The sequence below is a fragment of the Arenibacter sp. ARW7G5Y1 genome, from assembly GCF_003201775.1.
GTDB lineage: Bacteria > Bacteroidota > Bacteroidia > Flavobacteriales > Flavobacteriaceae > Arenibacter.
Genome location: NZ_QJJZ01000020.1, coordinates 17,334 through 39,460 on the forward strand (window position 1 = coordinate 17,334; position 22,127 = coordinate 39,460).

The 22,127-nt window shown below is 39.9% G+C and carries 22 protein-coding genes and 2 tRNA genes; 11 read left to right on the forward strand and 13 right to left on the reverse strand.

Annotated features, from left to right (window positions below):
• Positions 1–16: 16 nt before the first annotated feature.
• The 5 genes from dnaB to tgt form a co-directional block, all read right to left on the reverse strand.
• Entirely contained in the window at positions 17–1,564 is a 1,548-nt protein-coding gene (gene dnaB / locus C7972_RS20840; protein ID WP_110358106.1) for a replicative DNA helicase, read from the reverse strand.
• A gap of 156 nt (positions 1,565–1,720) precedes the next feature.
• Positions 1,721–2,674, reverse strand: a complete 954-nt coding sequence (locus C7972_RS20845; protein WP_031444761.1) for an acetyl-CoA carboxylase carboxyltransferase subunit alpha — start codon at positions 2,672–2,674, stop codon at positions 1,721–1,723.
• A 43-nt stretch (positions 2,675–2,717) separates the two neighbouring features.
• Entirely contained in the window at positions 2,718–3,626 is a 909-nt protein-coding gene (locus C7972_RS20850; RefSeq protein ID WP_110358107.1) for a DMT family transporter, read from the reverse strand.
• Positions 3,613–4,692 carry an LptF/LptG family permease gene (locus tag C7972_RS20855; RefSeq protein WP_110358158.1) on the reverse strand — a complete coding sequence of 360 codons (1,080 nt, stop codon included), beginning with the start codon at positions 4,690–4,692 and terminating at the stop codon, positions 3,613–3,615. Before C7972_RS20855 ends, C7972_RS20850 begins: the two co-directional genes overlap by 14 nt.
• A 3-nt stretch (positions 4,693–4,695) precedes the next feature.
• Positions 4,696–5,826 carry a tRNA guanosine(34) transglycosylase Tgt gene (gene tgt, locus C7972_RS20860; protein WP_110358108.1) on the reverse strand — a complete coding sequence of 377 codons (1,131 nt, stop codon included), beginning with the start codon at positions 5,824–5,826 and terminating at the stop codon, positions 4,696–4,698.
• A gap of 140 nt (positions 5,827–5,966) precedes the next feature.
• Here tgt and C7972_RS20865 point away from each other — a divergent pair, with 140 nt between their 5' ends.
• The 3 genes from C7972_RS20865 to C7972_RS20875 all read left to right on the forward strand — a co-directional run bounded on the left by C7972_RS20865 (position 5,967) and on the right by C7972_RS20875 (position 8,640).
• Entirely contained in the window at positions 5,967–6,839 is an 873-nt protein-coding gene (locus C7972_RS20865) for a transketolase (protein WP_258364916.1), read from the forward strand.
• 33 nt (positions 6,840–6,872) lie between these two features.
• On the forward strand, positions 6,873–7,826 hold the full coding sequence (locus C7972_RS20870; RefSeq protein WP_110358110.1) for a transketolase family protein: 954 nt from the start codon (positions 6,873–6,875) through the stop codon (positions 7,824–7,826).
• Positions 7,827–8,061: 235 nt separating this feature from the next.
• Positions 8,062–8,640, forward strand: coding sequence for a porin family protein (locus C7972_RS20875; protein ID WP_110358159.1), 579 nt, complete (start codon positions 8,062–8,064; stop codon positions 8,638–8,640).
• A 77-nt stretch (positions 8,641–8,717) separates the two neighbouring features.
• Here the strand turns inward: C7972_RS20875 and C7972_RS20880 are convergent, their stop codons facing one another.
• Positions 8,718–9,635 carry an FKBP-type peptidyl-prolyl cis-trans isomerase gene (locus tag C7972_RS20880; RefSeq protein WP_110358111.1) on the reverse strand — a complete coding sequence of 306 codons (918 nt, stop codon included), beginning with the start codon at positions 9,633–9,635 and terminating at the stop codon, positions 8,718–8,720.
• 79 nt (positions 9,636–9,714) lie between these two features.
• On the opposite strand from C7972_RS20880, the gene C7972_RS20885 reads away from it, so the two are divergent.
• The 3 genes from C7972_RS20885 to C7972_RS20895 are packed head-to-tail and all read left to right on the forward strand — an operon-like array spanning position 9,715 to position 11,169.
• Positions 9,715–10,089 (forward strand): RNA-binding S4 domain-containing protein, encoded by a 375-nt coding sequence (locus C7972_RS20885; protein ID WP_110358112.1) that lies wholly within the window; start codon positions 9,715–9,717, stop codon positions 10,087–10,089.
• Positions 10,073–10,660, forward strand: coding sequence for a methyltransferase (locus C7972_RS20890; protein ID WP_110358113.1), 588 nt, complete (start codon positions 10,073–10,075; stop codon positions 10,658–10,660). The genes C7972_RS20885 and C7972_RS20890 overlap by 17 nt, the downstream gene beginning before the upstream one ends.
• Positions 10,661–10,668: 8 nt before the next feature.
• Positions 10,669–11,169 carry a phosphoribosyltransferase family protein gene (locus C7972_RS20895; RefSeq protein WP_110358160.1) on the forward strand — a complete coding sequence of 167 codons (501 nt, stop codon included), beginning with the start codon at positions 10,669–10,671 and terminating at the stop codon, positions 11,167–11,169.
• On the opposite strand, the gene C7972_RS20900 is transcribed toward C7972_RS20895, so the two are convergent.
• Positions 11,158–11,673, reverse strand: coding sequence for a shikimate kinase (locus C7972_RS20900; RefSeq protein WP_110358114.1), 516 nt, complete (start codon positions 11,671–11,673; stop codon positions 11,158–11,160). The two genes, C7972_RS20895 and C7972_RS20900, sit on opposite strands and share 12 nt — an antisense overlap.
• A 137-nt stretch (positions 11,674–11,810) precedes the next feature.
• Between C7972_RS20900 and C7972_RS20905 the strand changes: the two genes are divergently transcribed.
• The 5 genes from C7972_RS20905 (at position 11,811) to C7972_RS20925 (ending at position 15,067) form a co-directional block, all read left to right on the forward strand.
• Positions 11,811–11,883, forward strand: a tRNA-Lys gene (locus tag C7972_RS20905).
• A 110-nt stretch (positions 11,884–11,993) separates the two neighbouring features.
• Positions 11,994–12,080, forward strand: a tRNA-Leu gene (locus tag C7972_RS20910).
• A 220-nt stretch (positions 12,081–12,300) separates the two neighbouring features.
• A complete protein-coding gene (locus tag C7972_RS20915) occupies positions 12,301–13,764 on the forward strand; it encodes an NAD(P)/FAD-dependent oxidoreductase (RefSeq protein ID WP_110358115.1) in 1,464 nt (487 codons plus the stop codon).
• Between the two features lie 3 nt (positions 13,765–13,767).
• A complete protein-coding gene (locus tag C7972_RS20920; protein WP_110358116.1) occupies positions 13,768–14,607 on the forward strand; it encodes a phytoene/squalene synthase family protein in 840 nt (279 codons plus the stop codon).
• 1 nt (position 14,608) lies between these two features.
• The gene (locus tag C7972_RS20925) at positions 14,609–15,067 is read left to right on the forward strand and encodes a sterol desaturase family protein (protein WP_110358117.1); all 459 of its coding nucleotides are present in this window, start codon (positions 14,609–14,611) and stop codon (positions 15,065–15,067) included.
• Between the two features lie 15 nt (positions 15,068–15,082).
• Here C7972_RS20925 and C7972_RS20930 read toward each other — a convergent pair whose 3' ends face one another.
• From C7972_RS20930 to C7972_RS20955, 6 genes are all read right to left on the reverse strand, one after another.
• Positions 15,083–15,643, reverse strand: a complete 561-nt coding sequence (locus C7972_RS20930) for a TlpA disulfide reductase family protein (protein WP_110358118.1) — start codon at positions 15,641–15,643, stop codon at positions 15,083–15,085.
• A gap of 7 nt (positions 15,644–15,650) precedes the next feature.
• Entirely contained in the window at positions 15,651–16,211 is a 561-nt protein-coding gene (locus tag C7972_RS20935; RefSeq protein ID WP_110358119.1) for a TlpA disulfide reductase family protein, read from the reverse strand.
• A 77-nt stretch (positions 16,212–16,288) separates the two neighbouring features.
• A complete protein-coding gene (locus C7972_RS20940; RefSeq protein WP_110358120.1) occupies positions 16,289–18,556 on the reverse strand; it encodes an aconitate hydratase in 2,268 nt (755 codons plus the stop codon).
• Between the two features lie 202 nt (positions 18,557–18,758).
• On the reverse strand, positions 18,759–19,712 hold the full coding sequence (locus tag C7972_RS20945; protein WP_110358121.1) for a MoxR family ATPase: 954 nt from the start codon (positions 19,710–19,712) through the stop codon (positions 18,759–18,761).
• Between the two features lie 4 nt (positions 19,713–19,716).
• A complete protein-coding gene (locus tag C7972_RS20950) occupies positions 19,717–21,168 on the reverse strand; it encodes a peptidylprolyl isomerase (protein WP_110358161.1) in 1,452 nt (483 codons plus the stop codon).
• On the reverse strand, positions 21,152–22,045 hold the full coding sequence (locus C7972_RS20955) for a peptidyl-prolyl cis-trans isomerase (RefSeq protein ID WP_110358122.1): 894 nt from the start codon (positions 22,043–22,045) through the stop codon (positions 21,152–21,154). Before C7972_RS20955 ends, C7972_RS20950 begins: the two co-directional genes overlap by 17 nt.
• Positions 22,046–22,127: the final 82 nt, after the last annotated feature.

Consider the following 22,127-nt stretch of genomic DNA (forward strand, 5'->3'; position numbering starts at 1 on the left):
GACCTATGCACCAAGATTAAAAAGGCACATCGTTATCATCCTGCATGGAATCATCGTTCATGGAACTTCCAAAGGCTTCATTGGCATTCGGCAGGTTTTTGGTGATGAAAGGATTATCATCATCGGCATTCATTTTCGATTGGAATTCGAAGGGAGAATCAAAATCATCCAAGTTGTCAAATTTACCTAAATGCCCAAGGAACTTGAGTCTGATATTTTCCAAACCTCCATTTCTATGCTTGGCCACAATAAATTCGGCCTGACCGGCAGTTGGTGAACGTTCTTCATCATCCCATTCATCAATCTTGTAATATTCCGGTCTATAGATAAAGGAAACAATATCCGCATCCTGCTCAATGGCCCCGGATTCCCGTAAATCCGATAAAATTGGTCTCTTACTACCGCCCCTGGTCTCTACCGCACGCGATAACTGCGACAGGGCTATTACAGGAACGTTCAATTCCTTGGCCAAGGCCTTTAAGTTCCTGGAGATGGTGGATATTTCCTGTTCCCGGTTTCCTCCTTTTTGACTCCCGCCCGCTGTCATCAACTGCAAATAATCAATTATGATCATTTTAATATCGTGCTGTGAAGCCAAACGCCTAGCCTTTGCCCTTAGGTCGAAAATAGAGAGCGAAGGGGTATCATCAATAAATAATGGCGCGGTCTCCAAGGCCTTTACCTTAACGTTCAACTGTTCCCATTCATGCTTTTCCAGTCTCCCTGTTCTTAATTTTTCGGAAGACAGGCCTGTCTCTGAGGAAATCAATCTGGTAATCAACTGTACGGATGACATCTCCAAAGAAAAGAAGGCCACTCCAATATTGGAATTCACCGCAATATTTCTGGCCATGGACAGGGTTAGTGCTGTTTTACCCATACCTGGACGGGCTGCCACAATAACCAAATCACTGGGCTGCCAACCTGATGTTAATTTGTCCAATTTGTCGAAACCGGATGGGATACCACTAAGTCCTTCCTTGCCTGCAATTTCCTCTATTCTCTTCTTGGCCTGAATCACCAAGTTCTGGGCCGTTTCCGCAGATCGTTTTAAGTTTCCTTGGGTAACATCGTACAATTTTGATTCAGCGGTGTCCAATAAGTCGAACACATCGGTAGCATCCTCATAGGCTTCTTCTATTATTTCATTTGAAATCTTAATAAGACTACGCTGGATAAATTTCTGCAGGATAATACGCGCATGAAACTCAATATGTGCCGAAGATGCTACCTTTTGGGTTAATTTTATCAAGTAAAAATCGCCCCCGGCACTTTCCAAACGACCATCCTTCTTCAATTGGGAGGAAACGGTTAATAAATCCACCGGCTCCGAGTTTTCGAACAATTTAAAAATGGCTTCATAGATATATCTATGGGCATCCTTATAAAAGACTTCAGGATGTAGGATATCTATTACTTCATCGACCCCCTTTTTGTCGATCATCATCGCTCCAAGCACAACTTCCTCTAAATCAACAGCTTGAGGGGGAATTTTCCCTTTCTCAAGACTAATGATGGTCGACTTGTCTATTCGATGACCAATAATGGGGTTCGTTTTTTCCATGAGTGCTAAATTATACAAATAAGAATTAAAAAGAGATTTGGGATATTAACAGTTGTTCAACATTATACCTGTTGATAAGTTACGAAATTTGTTCATAAGCAAAAAAAAACCGGAGAATTTCCGCTCCAGTTTTTTTTACCTTGACAAAAAGGGATACTATCCATTAAATACCCCCATATTGGCATATTTGTCCATTCGGTTTTTCACCAATTCTTTTGGTGATAACTTTTTTAATTCCTCATAGTGCGAGGAAATTTTATTTTTTACAATTTCAAAAGTCTTATCCCTATTTGCATGGGCACCTCCTACCGGTTCACGAACTATCTCATCTATCAATTTCATTTTCTTCATGTCCGTAGCAGTAAGCTTTAAGGCCTCCGCCGCAATTTCCTTGTACTCCCAACTTCTCCAAAGAATGGAAGAGCAGGATTCGGGTGAAATAACGGAATACCAGGTATTTTCCAACATCAATACCTTATCCCCTACACCTATGCCCAATGCACCACCTGAAGCACCTTCCCCAATGATGACCACAATTATCGGGACTTTTAAACGTGTCATTTCCAAGATATTCCTTGCAATAGCCTCCCCTTGGCCCCTTTCTTCCGCTTCAATGCCGGGATATGCCCCGGGAGTATCTATTAAGCATACTACAGGGATACCGAATTTTTCGGCAGACTTCATTAAACGCAATGCTTTTCTGTACCCTTCGGGGTTGGCCATCCCAAAGTTTCGCAACTGTCTGGTTTTTGTATTATAGCCCTTCTGTTGCCCGACGAACATATAACTCTGATCTCCAATTTTACCAAGCCCCCCTATCATTGCCTTATCATCCTTTACATTGCGATCTCCATGTAATTCCAAAAAGGTTTCTCCACAAATGGCCCTAATATAATCCAACGTATAAGGTCTGTTGGGGTGTCTAGACAGTTGTACCCTTTGCCATGCCGTTAGATTCTTATATATTTCCTTACGGGTCTCAACTAGTTTTTTTTCTATTTGTTTGCAAGTCTCAGAAACATCAACTTCACTTTCTTCACCGATTATCATGCACTTATCCAATTGCTCTTCCAGCTCCTTAATTGGCAGTTCAAAATCTAAATACTCCATAGGTTTATAGGTTTAGTTCTTTTCAACGAACAAATATAAAACTTTAATGGGAAGGTAACCCATTAGTAGTTTTTTTTAATTTTTTTCTATTTTTTAATACCCCATTTGCCACCACGGTTGTCAAGACCAATAGTGCCCCGATGTAGAAAAGCGGTTTCATTTTTTCACTGTCACCAAGAAGGAGCACCCCCAATATTATTCCATAGACCGGTTCCATATTGTTCGTCAACATTACGGTATAGGGAGAAATATATTTCAAAATCTTGACCGAGGCAATAAATGCATAAGCGGTACAGACCGATGCAAGAAAAAAAATAAACAACCAATCACTTAGGGACAACTGAAAAAATTTCGGGTGATAACCACCTGAAAATGCCAGGTATAAAGACAGGAACAGTACACCACTTCCCAATTCATAAAAAGAAATTACCGAAGGCCTATGCTCCTTTGTCAATTTACCATTGATCAATGAAAAAATTGCAGAAAGCAGGGAAGATACCAAGGCCAAAAGTATGCCATTTAAATAGCCCGTCTCCACGCTAAACATTATATAAAGGCCCAACATAACGATTAGTCCGAAAACCACTTCATAGCCTACCATTTTACGACCATACCAAAACGGTTCCAACACGGCTGTAAAAAATGCGCCTGTAGACATCGTTGCCAGTGCAATGGACACATTGGAAACTTTAATGGCCATAAAAAAAGTGACCCAATGCAAAGATACCACGATACCCCCCAAAATAAGGGTCAACAATGCTTTTGGGGGTACCTTCAAATGAAATTTCCTGATAAGAATATAGGCAAAAATGATCAGTGAAGCCATTAACATACGGTACCAGACCAAAGGAAGGGCATCAATAGTAATCAACTTACCAATGACCGCTGTAAAGCCCCAGACGAAAACAATAAAATGTAGGTGAAGATAATTATTGAGCTTAACGTTTGGCATTCTGCAACAAATAAAACGCTATGGCCCCGAACATAACATTCGGGATGATCACTGCCAATAAGGGTGAAAATCCGGATTGTTCCGCGAGTGTCCCAAAAACCTTGTCAAAAAAGATATATATAAAGGCAACCCCAATGCCAAAAGCCAGATTTACCCCCATACCTCCCCGTCTTTTTACAGAGGATACAGCCACGGCGATTATAGTAAGGATAAAGGCAGCTATGGGCAGGGACCAGCGCTTATACTTAACCAATACATAACTATTTATATTGGAAGCTCCCTTTTTTCTTTGCACTTCTATAAATTTGTCCAGCTCAAACATATTCTTGGTTTCGGCTATATAGGAAACCGGGGTAAGGTCATCTATCTTAAAGTCAAAAATAGTATCCAATCTTCGCTTTGATTCCACAATCTCTTGATTATTGACCAGTTTTCTTTTCTCATAGGACGTAAGCCTATAAACCGTATCCTTCTCTATCCAGCGAATATTGGCAGCAGATATCTTAAAGTCCAGCGTATTTTCCTCGTTAAAACGCTCCATAGTGAAATTATACCCAATCTGCCTCGCCGGGTCAAAACTGCTGACATAGATATAATCACTTTCATTCAATTGGTTAAATATGTTGGTGGTGACCCTATCCTGCTTCCCTTTCTTTAAATATTTAAATTTAAATTCGTTGTACCCCACGCTGGCCGGAGGCACAATAAACATATTCATAAAAAACATGATAATGGCTATAATCGTTGCCCCAATGAGATATGGCCGTAAAAAACGTCCGTAAGAAACCCCCGAACTTAATATTGCCACAATTTCAGTATTGTTGGCCAATTTGGAGGTAAAGAAGATTACGGACAGAAAAAGGAAAATTGGGAACAACAGGTTTCCTATGACCAAGGTAAAATTCCAGTAATACATTACGATTTCGGCAAGAGGAACCTCATTGTCGATCATTTTTCCAATCTGCTCCGCCAAATTTGCCATTATCCCGATAGGGATAAATAGCAACAACATCACAAAAAAAGTTGCCAGATAACGCTTTAGTATGTATTTGTCTATTATGGTCAGCACCTAGAGTCTTTTATCCATTTGTTTTACCATTACGGATTTCCATTCATAAAAATCCCCTGCTAAAATATGTCTTCTTGCCTCACGAACCAACCACAAATAAAATCCTAGATTATGGATGGTCGCAATTTGCTTGCCCAAATATTCATTGGCAGCGAACAAATGCCTTAGATAGGCTTTGGAATATTCCAAATCTACAAAAGTAGTTCCCATCTCGTCCAAAGGGGAGAAATCGTCTTCCCACTTCTTATTTTTTATGTTGATGGTACCATGTGCCGTAAACAACATGCCATTTCTGGCATTTCTGGTAGGCATCACACAATCGAACATATCTATCCCCAAGGCAATATTCTCTAAAATATTGATGGGGGTACCCACTCCCATTAAATATCTAGGTTTATCCTCTGGCAATATTTCACAGACCACCTCTGTCATTGCATACATTTCCTCAGCAGGTTCGCCAACGGAAAGTCCGCCAATGGCATTACCTTCGGCCCCAACACTGGCAATGTATTCCGCAGACTGTTTTCTTAGGTCCTTATATGTTGAGCCTTGTACAATTGGAAAAAAAGTTTGTTCATAATCGTAGGTAAAAGGAGTTTTTTCCAAATGGTTAATACAGCGGTCCAACCACCTATGGGTCATGTGCATGGATCTTTTGGCGTAATTGTAATCGCAAGGATATGGAGTACATTCATCAAATGCCATAATGATATCGGCACCGATGACACGCTGTATTTCCATAACGTTCTCCGGTGTAAAGACGTGATAGGAACCATCTATATGGGATTTAAACTTAACCCCTTCTTCCTTTATCTTTCTATTAGCCGATAAGGAATAAACTTGATACCCCCCACTATCCGTTAAGATATTTCGATCCCAGTTCATGAACTTATGAAGTCCACCAGCCTGCTTCAAAATTTCAGTCTTAGGCCTTAAATACAGATGATAGGTATTCCCTAAAATAACATCCGGGTTTATCTCCTCCTTCAATTCCCTTTGGTGTACCCCTTTTACGGAAGCTACAGTGCCCACAGGCATAAAAATGGGAGTCTCTATCTTACCGTGGTCCGTGATAAGCTCCGCCGCCCTAGCTTTTGTCCTTGTGTCTGAATGTTGTAAGGTAAATTTCAAAAAAGTCTATTTAAAGTCGCAAATATAGTCAACTCAATGCCATTAAAACCTTAACAAAAAAATAAAGTTCTGTTATTGGCCATGATAGTTGATAAAATATTATAAATCATGCTTGTGTACCCAAAAGATTGCCATTACTTTTGAAAAGTTTAAAAAATATAGATAAAATGCCAAAACTTCAAGAATTACAAGATTTGACCGTTCAAGTTCGCAGAGACATTCTAAGAATGGTTCATAAGGTTAACTCCGGGCATCCTGGAGGTTCATTGGGCTGTACCGAATTCATTGTTGCCCTTTATAATGAGATTATGGAGCTTAAGGATGGATTTGATATGGACGGTGCGGGAGAAGATCTCTTCTTTTTGTCCAACGGCCACATATCCCCTGTTTTCTATAGTGTTTTGGCAAGAAAAGGTTACTTTCCTGTTGATGAACTGAATACCTTTAGATTAATCAATTCACGTTTGCAGGGTCATCCTACCACCCACGAAGGTTTACCAGGAGTAAGAATTGCCTCTGGATCTTTGGGCCAAGGTATGTCCGTAGCCCTGGGCGCTGCACAGGCAAAAAAACTGAACAAAGATTCCAAACTGGTCTACACGCTTCACGGTGATGGCGAGTTACAGGAAGGCCAAAACTGGGAAGCCATTATGTATGCCGCAGGTAAGAAAGTGGACAATATTGTGGCCACTATCGACTATAATGGACAGCAAATTGATGGAGCTACCAAAGACGTACTCCCGATGGGCGACCTAAAAAAGAAATTTGAAGCCTTCGGATGGGATGTAGTGGACATCAAGGAAGGAAATGATCTGGAAGCCATTCTAAAAGGAATGAAAGAAGCCAAGAGCAGGACCGGAAAAGGTAAACCGGTTTGCGTACTATTGCACACCATAATGGGACATGGAGTAGACTTTATGATGTATACCCACGCCTGGCACGGCAAAGCTCCCAACGATGAGCAATTAGCTACAGCATTGGAACAAAATCCTGAAACTTTAGGAGACTACTAATCCTTTTCCAACAAAAAATTAAAGAAAGTACAGATGAAAAAATATATAGATCAAGGTAAGAACGATACAAGAAGTGGATTTGGTGCGGGACTGGCCGAATTGGGCAGGACCAACCCTAATGTAGTGGCATTATGCGCCGATTTGGTAGGCTCTCTGAAAATGGAGAAATTCATAGAGGAAAATCCTGAGCGTTTTTTCCAAATTGGTATTGCCGAAGCCAATATGATGGGCATTGCTGCCGGACTTACCATAGGAGGAAAAATTCCTTTTACCGGAACTTTTGCCAACTTCTCTACGGGAAGGGTATATGACCAAATAAGACAGTCCATTGCCTATTCCAATAAACATGTAAAAATCTGTGCTTCACACGCGGGGGTTACCTTAGGGGAAGACGGTGCAACACATCAAATTCTGGAAGATCTGGGATTGATGAAAATGCTGCCGGGAATGACGGTTATAAATACCTGTGACTACAACCAGACCAAAGCCGCAACCATTGCCATAGCAGCGTATCAAGGTCCCGTTTACCTAAGGTTCGGACGTCCAAAAGTGGCCAATTTTACCCCTGTAGACCAAAAGTTTGAAATTGGTAAGGCCGTTATGCTCAATGAAGGTACCGATGTCACCATTGTAGCGACCGGACACTTGGTATGGGAAGCTTTGATAGCAGCCGAAACTTTGGAAAAACAAGGTATTTCTGCCGAAGTAATAAACATACATACCATTAAACCTCTTGATGGGGAAGCAGTGTTAAAATCTGTTAAAAAAACAGGTTGTATCGTGACTGCTGAGGAGCACAATTATTTAGGTGGCCTTGGCGAGAGTATCTCCGGACTCCTTGCTACCACGCAGCCTACCCCACAAGAATTTGTAGCTACCAAAGATACTTTTGGCGAAAGTGGTACTCCTGAACAATTAATGGATAAATACGGATTAAACAATAAAGCCATAGTTAACGCCGTTGTCAATGTGTTGAAAAGAAAATAATTCCGAACCCCCTAGGGGTGGCGAAGATTCTTAACATAGATATGGCGAAAACTGTGGAACAGAACTCAACTAAACTGCTAAACTTACAAGCTGAAAATAATGCTTTTATTTAGCGGTTTTTTTGTGCCACAAATTCAATTATCCGTGTCAAGATAAATTCTTTTTAAGTCAAACAATTAAAAATGTTGTGCCTAAAATTGCACAATGTATTCTAATTTTAAAAGAACACACTATGATTAAGAAAACAGTTTTATTAGCCGCTATTGCCCTAATGGGTTTTAGTGCACATGCGCAGACAGGTTCAGGTTTTGGAATTAAGGGCGGACTCAATTATGGCGCCAATGGTGATTATTTTGAATCTACCGAGCAAGCCTACAAAGACCCCAAGGGCAATGTAGGATACCACATTGGAGTCTTTGGGAAATTAGGCGATAAAATTTACCTGAGACCCGAATTGGTATACACCAAAACAAAATCCGACTACGACAACAATAGTTTGGACATGAGCAAATTGGATCTTCCGGTGCTATTGGGCTTCAATATCATAGGCCCGCTCAATGTTTTTGCAGGACCGGCATTTCAGTATATTTTGGACACGGATTATGAAGGCATCACCATAGGCGATGTTGAAAATGATTTTACCGTAGGCCTTAATATTGGCGCCGGAGTTTCTTTTGGTAGGTTTGGAATAGACCTAAGATACGAAAGAGGTTTCAGTGAAAATGAAGTGACCGTTGTTGACGGAGTTTTTTCCAATGACCGAATCGACACAAGACCAGACCAATTGGTACTAAGTCTTGCTTTAAAACTTTAAAGTTAAAGAAAATAGCTCACTAAAAATGCCCCCGCAATTACGGGGGCATTTTTTATTGGTAACAGCTAAACTTCACCTTATATATTCTTGTCCAAATAATCGGGTATATTATCGTTATTGGCATCTTTTATTTCATCCTTGGTAAGGATACCGTCACCGTCATCATCGGTATCCAAATAATTAGGAATACCATCCTCGTCGGTATCATCGTTAAAGAGATTACCGTCCCCATCCAAATCCTCCAAAATCGTATCTACCCCATCCCTATCATGATCGGCAGTATTCATGGCCAATAGGTTTACTTCAAACATTAATGGCGCGTAGGTGGCCCCAGGAGCACTACCGCTGAAATAAGCAAGCCCTGAGGGCATAAAGATTAGCCCCACTCCACTTCCGTTCACAGTAAAGGTGCCATCGCCATTTTCAATGATGTCACCACCCACTTTAAACTTGGGCATTCCTTCCTTAAATCCTTTTATAACTCCAGAATTGCCGGACACTCCAGATCCCTGCATATCGAACCAGACAGGAGAACCCAGTCTACTGTCGAAAACATGACCATCCAAGCGCATACCCTGATATTTTAAATATACAGAATCTACCGGAGTAGGGTTTTCACCAATTCCCGTTCTTGCCACAACATAATACAAGGTATGTTCAACATCTATTTCCCCTGCATCCAATCCCAGGTCACTGGACGATATCTTTACCACCTGCGTTTTGGCATCTTCAAACAAAGATCTTTTGTCCTCATTGGCTCCGGCTATGGTATCGATCCTGATCCTTAGATCAAAACCTTCATCGATAGGCTCCTCAAAATCTTCATAGTTGTAAAAATGTGTTTTTAAATAAGCCTGAATTTCAGCATCATTTTCCACAATCACCTCACTTAGCAATCTTGGGGGCACCACTTCAATGTCATTACCATCATCTTTTTTACAAGACCAGATAGCCATAAAAATTAAAGCAGGCAAAAGAATTCTCTTTATATTCATTGATTTCTTATTTAAAGGGCGCAAGATACAATTTTCAACTATTTTTGTAGAAGACGTTAACAAAGATTTTCAATAGTTTATGCGAATTGACAAATACCTATGGAGCACCCGCTATTTTAAAACACGAAATATTGCCACTGAGGCCTGTAAAAAAGGGCATGTAAGAATCAATGAACAGGTGGTTAAGCCATCTAGGGAAGTATATCCCTTGGATAAGGTAATTGTAAGGAAAAACCAGATCAATTACGAGTTCACCGTATTGGATGTCCCTGAGAGCAGGGTTGGGGCCAAACTAGTAGACATTTACCGCAAGGATACTACTCCCAAGGAAGCCTTTGAACACAACGAGTTATTACAGTTCTCCAAAGACTATTATCGAAAAAAAGGAACTGGAAGGCCTACCAAAAAGGATAGAAGGGACATAGATGGCTATTTGGATGAAGAAGCTGAATAAGGATTTCTGGGAAAAAAAGTATCAGCTAGGGGAAATGGGGTGGGACATTGGCCACATTTCAACGCCACTGAAAAAATACATTGACCAATTAAAGGATAAAAATTTAAAGATCCTAATACCCGGTGCCGGCAATGCATATGAATTGCTTTATCTTTTGGAAAAGGGTTTTACCAATGTTTTTGTTATCGACATTGCCAAACAGCCATTGGAAAATATAAAAAACAGAATTTCGGATTTCCCCAGGAACCAGCTCTTGGAAGGGAATTTCTTTGATCTGGAATTGGACAATTTTGACCTAATCCTGGAACAGACTTTTTTCTGCGCACTAGATCCAAGCCTTAGAATGGAATATGTTCTAAAAATGAAACAACTGTTAAAACCTAATGGCAAACTGGCAGGGCTGCTATTTAATTTCCCTTTAACGGAATCCGGACCGCCTTTTGGGGGTAGCCTATCCGAATATAAAACCCTTTTTCAAGAACATTTTCAAATTAAGATCTTGGAAACCGCATACAATTCCATAAAACCGAGAGCGGATAAGGAACTCTTTTTTATATTTGAATCTAAATAAACATGACTATGTCCAATAGAATTTTATCCCACGAGCAAATCCAACATAAAATAAAACGGATTGCTTACCAGATTTATGAGACCAACGTTGACGAACCCGAAATTATTATTGCCGGGATAGAAGGAGGGGGATTAAATTTTGCCAAAAAGATTCAGGCCGTGCTACAAAAGATTACAGGAGCCAACATTATTTTGTGCAAAGTGATCATGGACAAGTCCAACCCTTTGGCCAGTGGGGTCAAGACTTCCATCCCTGAATCGGAATACACCAACAAATCGGTTGTCTTGGTAGACGACGTGCTTAATTCAGGGACAACTTTAATATATGGAGTGCATCATTTTTTACGAGTGCCGTTAAAACAACTTAAAACGGCCGTATTGGTAAACAGGAACCATAAGAAATATCCGGTAAAAGCAGATTACAAAGGGATATCCTTGTCCACATCGCTCCAAGAACACATCAATGTAGAATTCAAGGCCAAAAACGATTCTGTGTATCTAAGCGAGTAGTTCTTGTATTTCTGCAACCAAGGTCTCAGGATCCTTATGGTCACATTCCACAATATGTGTAGCCTTTAGATAGTAGTTATTTCTTTCAAATAAATGTTTGCCTATAAATTCGGGCAAGTCCGTATCCGCTATATTTTTGATCAAGGGACGATGTTCTTTTTCCTTTATCAACCTTTCAACGAGTCCCGAAATGGAAATTTTTAAGTAGAAAACATAGTCCGCCTTGTCCAACATAGCCTCCATATTTCCAGAATAACAAGGTGTTCCACCACCGGTAGATAGTATAAAGTTGTTGTTTTGGGACAAAACATCCATTAAATATTCATGTTCCTTTTTCCGAAAAAAAATTTCGCCCTGTCCTTTAAAAATATTTGCAATAGAATTTCCCTGTCTTTCCTCAAAGATTTCATCCAGGTCTAAAAAACTAATTTTCAAATTCTTAGCCAACAATTTGCCTATGGTAGACTTACCACTACCCATATATCCAACCAATACTATTTTCACCTCCTATTTTTTTTGTAAAAATGGTCTAATTTAATGGTAATTCAAAAAAAAATAAAAAATTCTCAAAAAGGCCTTGCAAAACAAACAAATGATATTATATTTGCACCCGCAAACAGCAATAGTCTGCAACACATTTTGACCTGGTAGCTCAGTTGGTAGAGCATCTCCCTTTTAAGGAGAGGGTCCTGGGTTCGAGCCCCAGCCCGGTCACAAAAAAGTTAAGTCACGTACTTAACTTTTTTTGTTTAAAATAGTTTCGAATTACTTAAATTTAGGGACTATTTAAGAATACATAAAAGTACCTTAACAAGACTTTTAGAGCCCACGTGGTGAAATTGGTAGACACGCCACCTTGAGGGGGTGGTGTTCGCAAGGACGTGCTAGTTCGAATCTAGTCGTGGGCACCAAAAACCGTTGACTTCTTAAATGAAGTTGGCGGTTTTTTTTATTCCCACACCTTATTTCCTGATCAAGAACAAATTCGCGCTTGGTCAAACATATATCGTATAAGGAAATGATTGCAAGCCATCAATTACAAAATTTGCGATACATATTTGGAAAATAAGCCTTATTTTCATAATCGGACGTTTAGCAAAATTGAAGTGCCGAAATTATATATAAATACCTATGGGCAAAAGTGTTATCATCATTGGATCTGGGTTTGCATCCCTTTCTGCATCCTGCTATTTGGCAAAACAAGGCTTTGATGTATCCATCTATGAGAAAAACAAAACTGTTGGAGGTAGGGCAAGGCAATTTGTACGTGACGGTTTCACATTCGATATGGGGCCGAGCTGGTACTGGATGCCAGATATATTTGAAAGCTTTTTCAATGATTTTGGAAAAAGTCCATCGGATTTTTATCAACTGGACAAACTAGATCCTGCCTATAATATTTTCTTTTCAGACGATGTGATGACCATAGGGGACAGTATGGATAAAATTTGCAGAGAATTTGAACGAATAGAAAAGGGAAGTGCGGAACCTTTGCGAAAATTCATTAAAAAAGCCCAGGACAATTACGAAATTGCGATTCACAAAATAGTACTTCGCCCAGGCCTTTCCCCTATGGAATTGGTCACTAAAGATACCATAGTACGTCTGGACCAGTTCTTTAAATCTATAAGTAAAGAGGTCCGCAAACGTTTTAAAAATCCAAAACTAATTGCTACCCTGGAATTTCCAGTGCTGTTCTTAGGGGCGAAACCCAACAAAACCCCATCCTTTTATAGTTTTATGAATTTTGCCGATTTTGGACTGGGCACTTGGCATCCCAAAGGTGGAATGTACCAAGTAATTAAGGCTATGGAGCTTTTGTCCAAGGAACTGGGAGTCAAAATCTACACCGATCAAACGGTAACCAAGATTGAAGTAACCAGGAGTAAGGCCACAGGCATTAAAGTTAACGGCAACACCATTAAGGCAGATATTGTACTAAGTGGTGCCGATTATCACCATTCAGAAACACTGTTGGACCAGCAATATCGCCAATACTCGGAGGCCTATTGGAGCAAAAAGACCTTTGCCCCATCTTCCTTGTTGTTTTATGTGGGCTTTGATAAAAAACTGCAAAATGTATCCCACCATAACCTATTTTTCGACACCAGCTTTGAGCAACACGCCAAAGAAATATATGACAGCCCCAAATGGCCCGAAGCACCCCTCTTCTACGCCAACTTTCCATCCATTACCGATGCCAGCATGGCTCCAAAAGGTTGTGAAACGGGCTTTTTCTTAATTCCAATAGCCCCAGGTCTGGAAGATACCCTGGATCTCCGAAATAAGTATTTTGAAATTATTTTAAACAGGTTTCAAAAACTTACAGGACAAAAAGTAGAAAATAGCATGCTGTTTAAGGAAGACTTTTGTGTAAATGACTTTATAGATCAGTACAATTCCTATAAGGGAAATGCCTATGGCATGGCCAATACCCTTTTGCAAACCGCTTTTCTTAGGCCCAAACTGCACAGTAAAAAAGTGAACAATCTATTTTTTACCGGGCAGCTTACCGTACCTGGTCCCGGTGTACCGCCAGCCTTAATTTCCGGAAAACTGGTTTCCGAACTTATTGTTGAACATCAAAAAAAATAATTTATGAAGTCAATTTTTGATGCCGTTTCCCTAGATTGCAGTAAGCTCGTTACACAACATTATAGCACCTCCTTTTCCTTAGCCACTAAAATGTTGGCTACTTCCATTAGAGGGGATATATACAACATATACGGCTTCGTCCGATTTGCCGATGAAATTGTGGACAGTTTCCATGAATATGATAAGTTGTATCTATTGAATAAATTTGAGAAGGATTTAAATGATGCCCTTGAACAAAAAATAAGCCTTAATCCCATTTTAAACTCCTTTCAACATACGTTCCACAAATATGACATCCCCTTGCATTTGATAACCTCATTCCTAAAAAGTATGCGGATGGATTTAGAGAAAAGGATTCGTCTTACGGACAGCCAATATCAGGAATATATTTATGGCTCCGCCGACGCAGTTGGCTTAATGTGCCTAAGGGTATTTGTAAAGGGCAACAAAGCAGAGTACGAAAAACTTAAACCCTCCGCCATGGCTTTGGGGTCTGCTTTTCAAAAAGTAAACTTTTTAAGGGATTTAAAAACCGATTTTGAAGTTTTGAACAGGACCTATTTCCCGAACACCGATCTCCATAATATGACCGAAGATGCCAAAAACAAAATTGTCAATGAAATAAAAGCTGATTTCAAGTTGGGTTATTCTGGAATAATCCGCTTGCCCAAGGAAGCGAAATTTGGTGTTTTTACGGCATATCGATATTATTTTAAGCTATTGAAAAAACTGGAGGACACGCCATCATCGAAGATCATGTCTTCCAGAATACGGGTTTCCAACCTACGTAAATTTAGATTATTGGCTAAATCGTATATTGACTATAAATTTAAACTGGTTTAGAATGAAAATGTTGATTTGGATCTTAATTTTCTTTGCTACTTTTTCCTTTATGGAATTTATGGCCTGGTTTACCCATAAATATATAATGCATGGATTCCTGTGGTCGTTGCACAGGGACCACCATAAAAAGGATCATGATTCATGGTTCGAAAGAAACGATGCCTTTTTTTTGTTCTACGCAGGGGTCAGTATGACTTTCTTTTGGCTGGGCTCCCAAACCGATTTTTGGTACGGATGGCCCTTAGGTTTTGGAATATTGGCTTATGGCGCCGCTTATTTCTTGGTGCATGATATTTTTATACACCAAAGGTTTAAATTCTTTAGAAATGCAAATAATTGGTATGCCAAAGGGGTAAGGAGGGCACACAAAATGCATCATAAACACTTGGGAAAAGAGGATGGGGAATGTTTTGGAATGTTAATGGTACCCTTTAAATATTTCCAGAAAAAAGATAAATAGAACCAACCCCTATTACTATCGGCCCAACAGCCCATCTAAAAGCATCCTTGTTTCACTACTGTTCCAATCGGCAGCGCCTGTCTTTGCCACCACAATTCTTCCACCCCTATCTATGATGTAAGTAGATGGAATGCTTTTAGAGAAAAGCTGTTTTGGAGTGGTGGAATTCTCATAATAAACAGGCAATTCATAATTTCCTTTTTTCAAGAACTTTTCCACCCTTTTCTGTTGATCTTGAGCTACAAACATAAAAATTACCTTATCGCCATAATCCCTATATAAGTTTTGTAGCGATGGCATTTCCGCCACACATGGAGGACACCAAGAAGCCCAGAAATTGATCAATACTACCTCGTCTTTTACTTGCTCAAAATTAAAATCGCTATTCCCCAAATCCTGTAATTTCCAGTGATAGTCCGTTATAAGTTGTTGTTCACGTGCTTCAACTGGTGTAGGATTGAATGCCAAAATGCGGTTGACGTATACTTTTATATAAAAACCTACTGGAGTAAAAAGAAGTACAAGTACAGCCAGAATAAGCACACCGTTAAAAATCCATTTCCTATTGGGAACCATATAGCATCTATTTAGCAATAAGATCGTCCAGAATGGCCTTTACCTTATCATTGTCCCAATCCGCTACCCCTTCCTTGCTAATCACAATCCTTCCCTTCTTATCCAGCAAATAGGACCGTGGTGGCTTGGAACCATCCACTGGCATGGGATCGCCCACTATGGAATAGGTCACCGGAAAGGTAAAACCATGATCTGCCATAAATTTCTCTACCGGCTCCCTTTCCTCATTGGTAATGATATAAAAATCAATCTTTCCCTTATAATCGTCATATAGTTTTTGTATACTCTCCACTTCGGCTTCACTCGGAATATTCCATGACCTCCAAAAATTGATAAAGACAACACGACCTTTGGATTTCTTAAAATTGAAAAAATTCCAATTGGCATCCTTTAGTTTCCAATCGTAATCCTTGATCTGTCCCCTATTTATTTCTTTAGTCACTTCTGGCGAAAAGGAGAACCATTTATTTAACAATACCTTACTATAATCCCCTAAAGGGGTCACAAAAAAAGATAAAATCAAAGCCATTACAGCGATGTTCAAAACAGTTTTTTTTCGAATATTCATTTAATTTATCCTTTTGTCAAAACTAAAAAACTCCTGATGAATATCAGGAGTTTTTACAAAGTATTTACAACACAATTTTAAGCTGCGTTCTCCCTCTTTATCACGTTAAGGGCAGAACCTTCATTAAACCATTCAATCTGCGATTGATTGTAGGTATGGTTCAATTTTATTGTGTCCTTAGAACCATCTTTATGTACCACTTCCAAGGTAATTTGCTTTTCTGGTGCAAAATCCTTTATATCTACAAAGTTGAAGGTGTCATCCTCTTGAATTAAGTCATAATCACTTTCATTGGCAAAGGTTAGCCCCAACATTCCCTGCTTCTTAAGGTTGGTTTCATGGATACGGGCAAAAGACTTCACGATTACCACTGCAACGCCGAGATGTCTTGGCTGCATTGCGGCATGTTCACGAGAAGATCCTTCTCCGTAGTTATGATCTCCCACAACCACTGTTTTTATCCCAGCCGCCTTGTAAGCCCGTTGGGCATCAGGAACACCACCATATTCTCCCGTTAATTGATTCTTAACGAAATTTGTTTTTTTATTAAAGGCATTTACTGCCCCAATTAAGGTGTTATTGGCAATATTATCCAAATGACCTCTAAAACGCAACCAAGGACCAGCCATGGAAATATGGTCTGTAGTACACTTACCAAATGCCTTGATCAATAGTTTAGCGCCTTGAAGACTTTCTGGTTTTATAGGAGTAAAGGGTTCCAACAATTGCAAACGTTCTGATTTGGGATCTACCTTTACCTGAACCCCTGTACCATCTTCCATGGGTGCCAAATAACCTGCATCTTCCACTTCAAATCCTTTTGGGGGCAATTCAATCCCCAAGGGTTCGTCCAACTTAACTTCTTGGCCATCTTCATTGATGAGGGTATCGTTCATTGGATCAAAATCCAAACGACCTGAAATAGCTATGGCCGCCACCATTTCCGGGGAACCTACAAAGGCGTGGGTATTTGGATTTCCATCCGCCCTTTTGGAAAAGTTACGGTTAAAGGAATGTACTATGGTATTCTTCTCATCGCCTTTTAGATCACTACGGTCCCATTGCCCTATACATGGTCCACATGCATTTGTAAATACAGTGGCCCCTAAATTTTCGAATATCTGCAACAAACCATCCCGTTCCGCCGTAAATCTAATTTGCTCGGACCCTGGGTTGATTCCAAAATCGGATTTTGGCTTTATCTTTTTATCAACAGCTTGTTGAGCAATGGAGGCAGCCCTGGTCAAATCCTCATATGAAGAATTGGTACAAGACCCTATAAGTCCCCAATCCACTTTTAAAGGCCATCCATTCGCTTTGGCCTTTTCTCCCAACTGCCCTACCGGAGTAGCTAAATCAGGGGTGAACGGACCATTCAGATGTGGTTTAAGTGTGTTCAAATCTATTTCAATAATTTCATCGAAATATTTTTCAGGATTGGCATATACCTCTGGATCAGCCGTAAGGTAATCCTTGACCGCATTTGCCGCATCCGCCACATCGTTTCTATCCGTGGCCCTTAAATATCTTTCCATGGAGGCATCATATCCAAATGTAGAAGTGGTGGCCCCAACTTCAGCCCCCATGTTACATATGGTACCTTTACCGGTACATGACAAATTTTTTGCCCCTTCTCCAAAATATTCTATAATAGCTCCTGTACCTCCCTTTACGGTAAGTATACCTGCTACTTTAAGAATAACATCCTTGGCAGATGTCCAGCCAGAGATATTACCCGTTAACTTTACTCCTATCAATTTTGGAAACTTAAGCTCCCAAGCCATTCCGGCCATCACATCCACGGCATCTGCGCCACCAACACCTATGGCTACCATTCCAAGACCCCCGGCGTTAACGGTATGGGAGTCCGTCCCTATCATCATTCCTCCAGGAAAGGCGTAGTTTTCAAGAACTACTTGGTGAATTATACCTGCACCGGGCTTCCAAAAACCTATTCCGTACTTATTGGATACGGATTCCAAAAAATTAAAGACTTCGGCACTGGAAGTATTGGCCACTTTTAAATCGGCCACCGCACCACTTTTTGCCTGTATAAGGTGATCACAATGTACGGTGGTAGGAACTGCCACTTTTGGCTTTCCGGCTTGCATAAATTGCAATAACGCCATTTGGGCAGTAGCATCTTGACAGGCAATTCGATCCGGTGCAAAATCAACATAGTCCTTACCTCTTCTAAACGCTTTGTCAGGATTGCCTTCCCACAAGTGGGAATACAAAATTTTCTCTGAAAGGGTTAAGGGTTTGCCAACAATTTCACGTGCCTTATCAACACGTTCAGACATGTTGGCATACACCTTTTTAATCATATCAATATCGAATGCCATTATCTATAAAATTTTAGTTTAAGTTATTCTTCAAAATTAAGAAAATACCTTACGTTTATAAAACTTTTAAACCAAGAATACCCCAAGAATACGCCAAATTTATGTAATTGTAAAAAAGAATGCACTAATTGGAATGGAAATGCAATAAATTACAGTTTTTTAATACCATGAAAAGTAGTACTTCCTTGCCTATTAGGTTTGGCTATAAAAGCTTGAGGATAATATGCTCTACAGAAATTCCTTCGGCCTCCGCCTTGTAATTTTTTATTATACGGTGCCTTAGGATACCCAGGGACACTGCTTTTACATCTTCGATATCCGGAGAATATTTACCGTGTACGGCGGCATGGGCCTTGGCTCCCAATATCAAATTCTGGGAAGCTCGGGGACCTGCTCCCCAATCTACGAATTGCTTTACAAATTCCGAGGCATTGTCCTGGTTTGGCCTTGTACTGTTCACTAGCTTCACGGCATATTCCACCACGTTGTCAGGTACTGGAATTCTACGGACCAAATGCTGAATATCCATTATTTCCCCTGGGGTAAATAAGGGGACAATTATTTGCTTATTATCCGATGTGGTTTCCTTTACTACCTTAATTTCCTCCTCAATGGAAGGATATTTTAATTCTATGGCGAACATAAAACGGTCCAATTGCGCTTCGGGCAAAGGATAAGTTCCTTCTTGCTCAATTGGATTCTGCGTTGCCAAAACATAATATGGCAGATCCAATTTATATTGATTACCAGCTATGGTCACCGCTCTTTCCTGCATGGCTTCCAACAATGCCGCTTGGGTCTTGGGAGGGGTCCGGTTTATTTCGTCGGCCAAAATTATATTCGAAAAAATTGGTCCCTTAATGAACTTGAAATTTCTATTTTGATCCAACACCTCACTCCCTAGTATGTCACTCGGCATCAGATCTGGGGTAAATTGAATCCTTTTAAAGCCCAATCCCAAAGCAGAGGCAATTGTATTTACCATGAGGGTCTTGGCCAAACCGGGAACTCCGATAAGTAAAGAGTGCCCTCCTGTATATACAGACAGTAGTATTTGATCTACCACTTCCTCCTGCCCAATAATAATTTTGGCTATTTCTTGTTTTAGAACCTTATTTTTTTCAACTAGAGCCTTAATTGCCGCTACGTCTGACATGCATTTATTCCTTTACCCAATTATTTGCAAAATCACATTCTTTATTCGCGGAATTAACACTCACATAGGTATCTTCAATATGTTCGTCCATCCATTTTTTAATGGCATTGTACTGCTTTTCCCTAAGTGCCAATTCCTGGATTTTTATATAATCCTTTGCAAAATCGGCAACATGCTCATCATAACGATTGGTGATTTTCATAATCTTGTACTTGGGAGCTCCTCCCCTAGGATCATTTTCCAAGATGGGCATGGAAATTTCATTGTCCTTAATATCCCTCACCTGGTTATAGAGCGATGGTTCCATTTTGGTAAGCTCAAAACGGGAACTATAATCCTGTGGGTTTCTCAATAGTCCCCCATCAAACTTGGTTTCCTTTTCATCGGAAAAGTTCAGAGCTGCAGCTGCAAAGCTAAATTTACCGTCCAGCACCCCCTGCCTAATACTATCCAATTCATTTTTCGCCTTATCCAATTCTTTTTGGGAAACTTCCGGCATCATAATTATATGACGCACATCTCTTTCCTGACCTCTAATTTTTTCAACAAACACAATGTGGTATCCAAACATTGTTTCAAAAGGTTCCGAAATTTCCCCTTCCCTTAAACTAAATACTACATCTTTAAACTCCTTAACATATCCCGACTCTTTGGTGATACTTCCCAAAAGTCCACCACTGGACTTTGACGGTCCTTGGGAGTAGAGAATTGCCTTTACACTAAAACTGGCATCGTTCTCCAGAATATCTGCCCTAATTTCATTTAGTTTATCTATAACCTTTTGCTTTTCTTCTTCGGATGCCTTGGGTTGTTTTACAATCTGGGCTATTTCCAACTCTGCACCGAAGATCGGTCTCTCATCTACCGGGATCTTATTAAAGAACTGTCTTACCTCCTCCGGGGTAATCTCTATTTCCGAAACAATCTTGTTCTGCATTTTTTCGGAAAGCATTCTCAACTTGTTAATCTTGTACAGTTCTTCACGAAAACTGATCTCATCATCCTTTTTATAATAGTTTAATACTTTCTCCATAGAACCAATTTGGGAAACCAATTGTTGCAATTGTCGATCCCCTTGGGCATTTACCTCATCATCCGAAACCAAAATACTGTCTTGTACAGCCTGATGCGCGTACAGACGATCCTCCATTAGCTTACCTAAAAGGCTACATCTTGTTACATCGGCAGTGGAAGCCCCCTGGCTCTTTAGATCTATCAAAGTTTTTTCAATATCCGATTCCAGGATTACATAATCCCCTACCACAGCAGCTATCCCGTCCAACTTAATTCTTTTAAAATTGTTGACAGTATCGTTCTTGGAAACCATTGATTCCTCTACCTTCACCTCTTGCGGTTCTACCTGGGTGTCCGGCATACCTTCCGATTCCTGTGCACTTATTATCCCTGTCAAAAATAAAATAGAAAGGGAAAAACCTGTTTTAATTACCTTGTTCATAAACTTCAAATTCTTTTTCTTTAATAGCTTCATCCATTACCTCTACCTCCAATTTTTTCATATAATCCAACTTCCTTCTATTTAAAAGCAGTTGTTTAATGGTAGGTTCAATATAAGTAAGGGGAGCAATATCGTTGATATCCAACATATCGTTTACCTTCACCAAATATACCCCTAAAGAGTCCTGTAATTCAAAAAATTGTGATTTTTTTAAGTACTTGTCCTGATTTTCATTAGTTAAGGGAGTAATCTCTTCCATTACCCGAAAAACATTTACCCAAATAGAATCGTTAAAATTCACTTTTCTAAATTGCACACTTATAGAATCCAAATAGCGTTTATCGGACTCCTTAAAATCCTTTAACTTCTTAGCAACCACATCCTTGTCCAAGAATTGCGTGGGCAATTCCACAAACCGTAACTGTATTATCCGTTCCTTAAGCTTAAAATTTTCCTTTTCGCGTTCGTAGAACTCGGTGAGTTGGTTACGGGTTATAGCCGTATCGTGCGATTGTAGTACCAGTGCCTCCTTATAGGCACCCGTGTACAAATCCGTTCTATAATTGGATACCAATTGCTCAAAATGCTCCAGCTTCTCCTCGGGTAGATTTATTTTGGACTTGGAAAGCAACAGCTGCTTATAAGCCCAATTGTTAATATAGTTGTTCACCAAAGAGGTACTGTCCGCTTTGGACATATTGGTCAAAAGTAACTCTTTTAGGTCTTCCTTGTACAAATATGTATCCCCTACCCTGGCCACAGGAATTTTGTCTTCCTTCTTATTAAAAAGCGAATCACAGGATATAAAAGTGCATAACAATACTACACTTACTAAAAACACTGATACTTTTTCCAGCTTTAATTGACAAAAATCCATTCCGCAAATTTAGCAATTAAGCAGCATTATGCAAGTCCTCATTTCCCAATAAAATCCTCCAGCATTTATCGGAAGGTTTACT

Coding starts and splice junctions, on each gene's coding strand:
- dnaB (WP_110358106.1), bottom strand. CDS start 1,564: ATGGAAAAAACGAACCCCATTATTGGTCATCGAATAGACAAGTCGACC.
- C7972_RS20845 (WP_031444761.1), bottom strand. CDS start 2,674: ATGGAGTATTTAGATTTTGAACTGCCAATTAAGGAGCTGGAAGAGCAA.
- C7972_RS20850 (WP_110358107.1), bottom strand. CDS start 3,626: ATGCCAAACGTTAAGCTCAATAATTATCTTCACCTACATTTTATTGTT.
- C7972_RS20870 (WP_110358110.1), top strand. CDS start 6,873: ATGAAAAAATATATAGATCAAGGTAAGAACGATACAAGAAGTGGATTT.
- C7972_RS20880 (WP_110358111.1), bottom strand. CDS start 9,635: ATGAATATAAAGAGAATTCTTTTGCCTGCTTTAATTTTTATGGCTATC.
- C7972_RS20885 (WP_110358112.1), top strand. CDS start 9,715: ATGCGAATTGACAAATACCTATGGAGCACCCGCTATTTTAAAACACGA.
- C7972_RS20890 (WP_110358113.1), top strand. CDS start 10,073: ATGAAGAAGCTGAATAAGGATTTCTGGGAAAAAAAGTATCAGCTAGGG.
- C7972_RS20895 (WP_110358160.1), top strand. CDS start 10,669: ATGTCCAATAGAATTTTATCCCACGAGCAAATCCAACATAAAATAAAA.
- C7972_RS20915 (WP_110358115.1), top strand. CDS start 12,301: ATGGGCAAAAGTGTTATCATCATTGGATCTGGGTTTGCATCCCTTTCT.
- C7972_RS20920 (WP_110358116.1), top strand. CDS start 13,768: ATGAAGTCAATTTTTGATGCCGTTTCCCTAGATTGCAGTAAGCTCGTT.
- C7972_RS20925 (WP_110358117.1), top strand. CDS start 14,609: ATGAAAATGTTGATTTGGATCTTAATTTTCTTTGCTACTTTTTCCTTT.
- C7972_RS20930 (WP_110358118.1), bottom strand. CDS start 15,643: ATGGTTCCCAATAGGAAATGGATTTTTAACGGTGTGCTTATTCTGGCT.
- C7972_RS20935 (WP_110358119.1), bottom strand. CDS start 16,211: ATGAATATTCGAAAAAAAACTGTTTTGAACATCGCTGTAATGGCTTTG.
- C7972_RS20940 (WP_110358120.1), bottom strand. CDS start 18,556: ATGGCATTCGATATTGATATGATTAAAAAGGTGTATGCCAACATGTCT.
- C7972_RS20945 (WP_110358121.1), bottom strand. CDS start 19,712: ATGTCAGACGTAGCGGCAATTAAGGCTCTAGTTGAAAAAAATAAGGTT.
- C7972_RS20950 (WP_110358161.1), bottom strand. CDS start 21,168: ATGAACAAGGTAATTAAAACAGGTTTTTCCCTTTCTATTTTATTTTTG.
- C7972_RS20955 (WP_110358122.1), bottom strand. CDS start 22,045: ATGGATTTTTGTCAATTAAAGCTGGAAAAAGTATCAGTGTTTTTAGTA.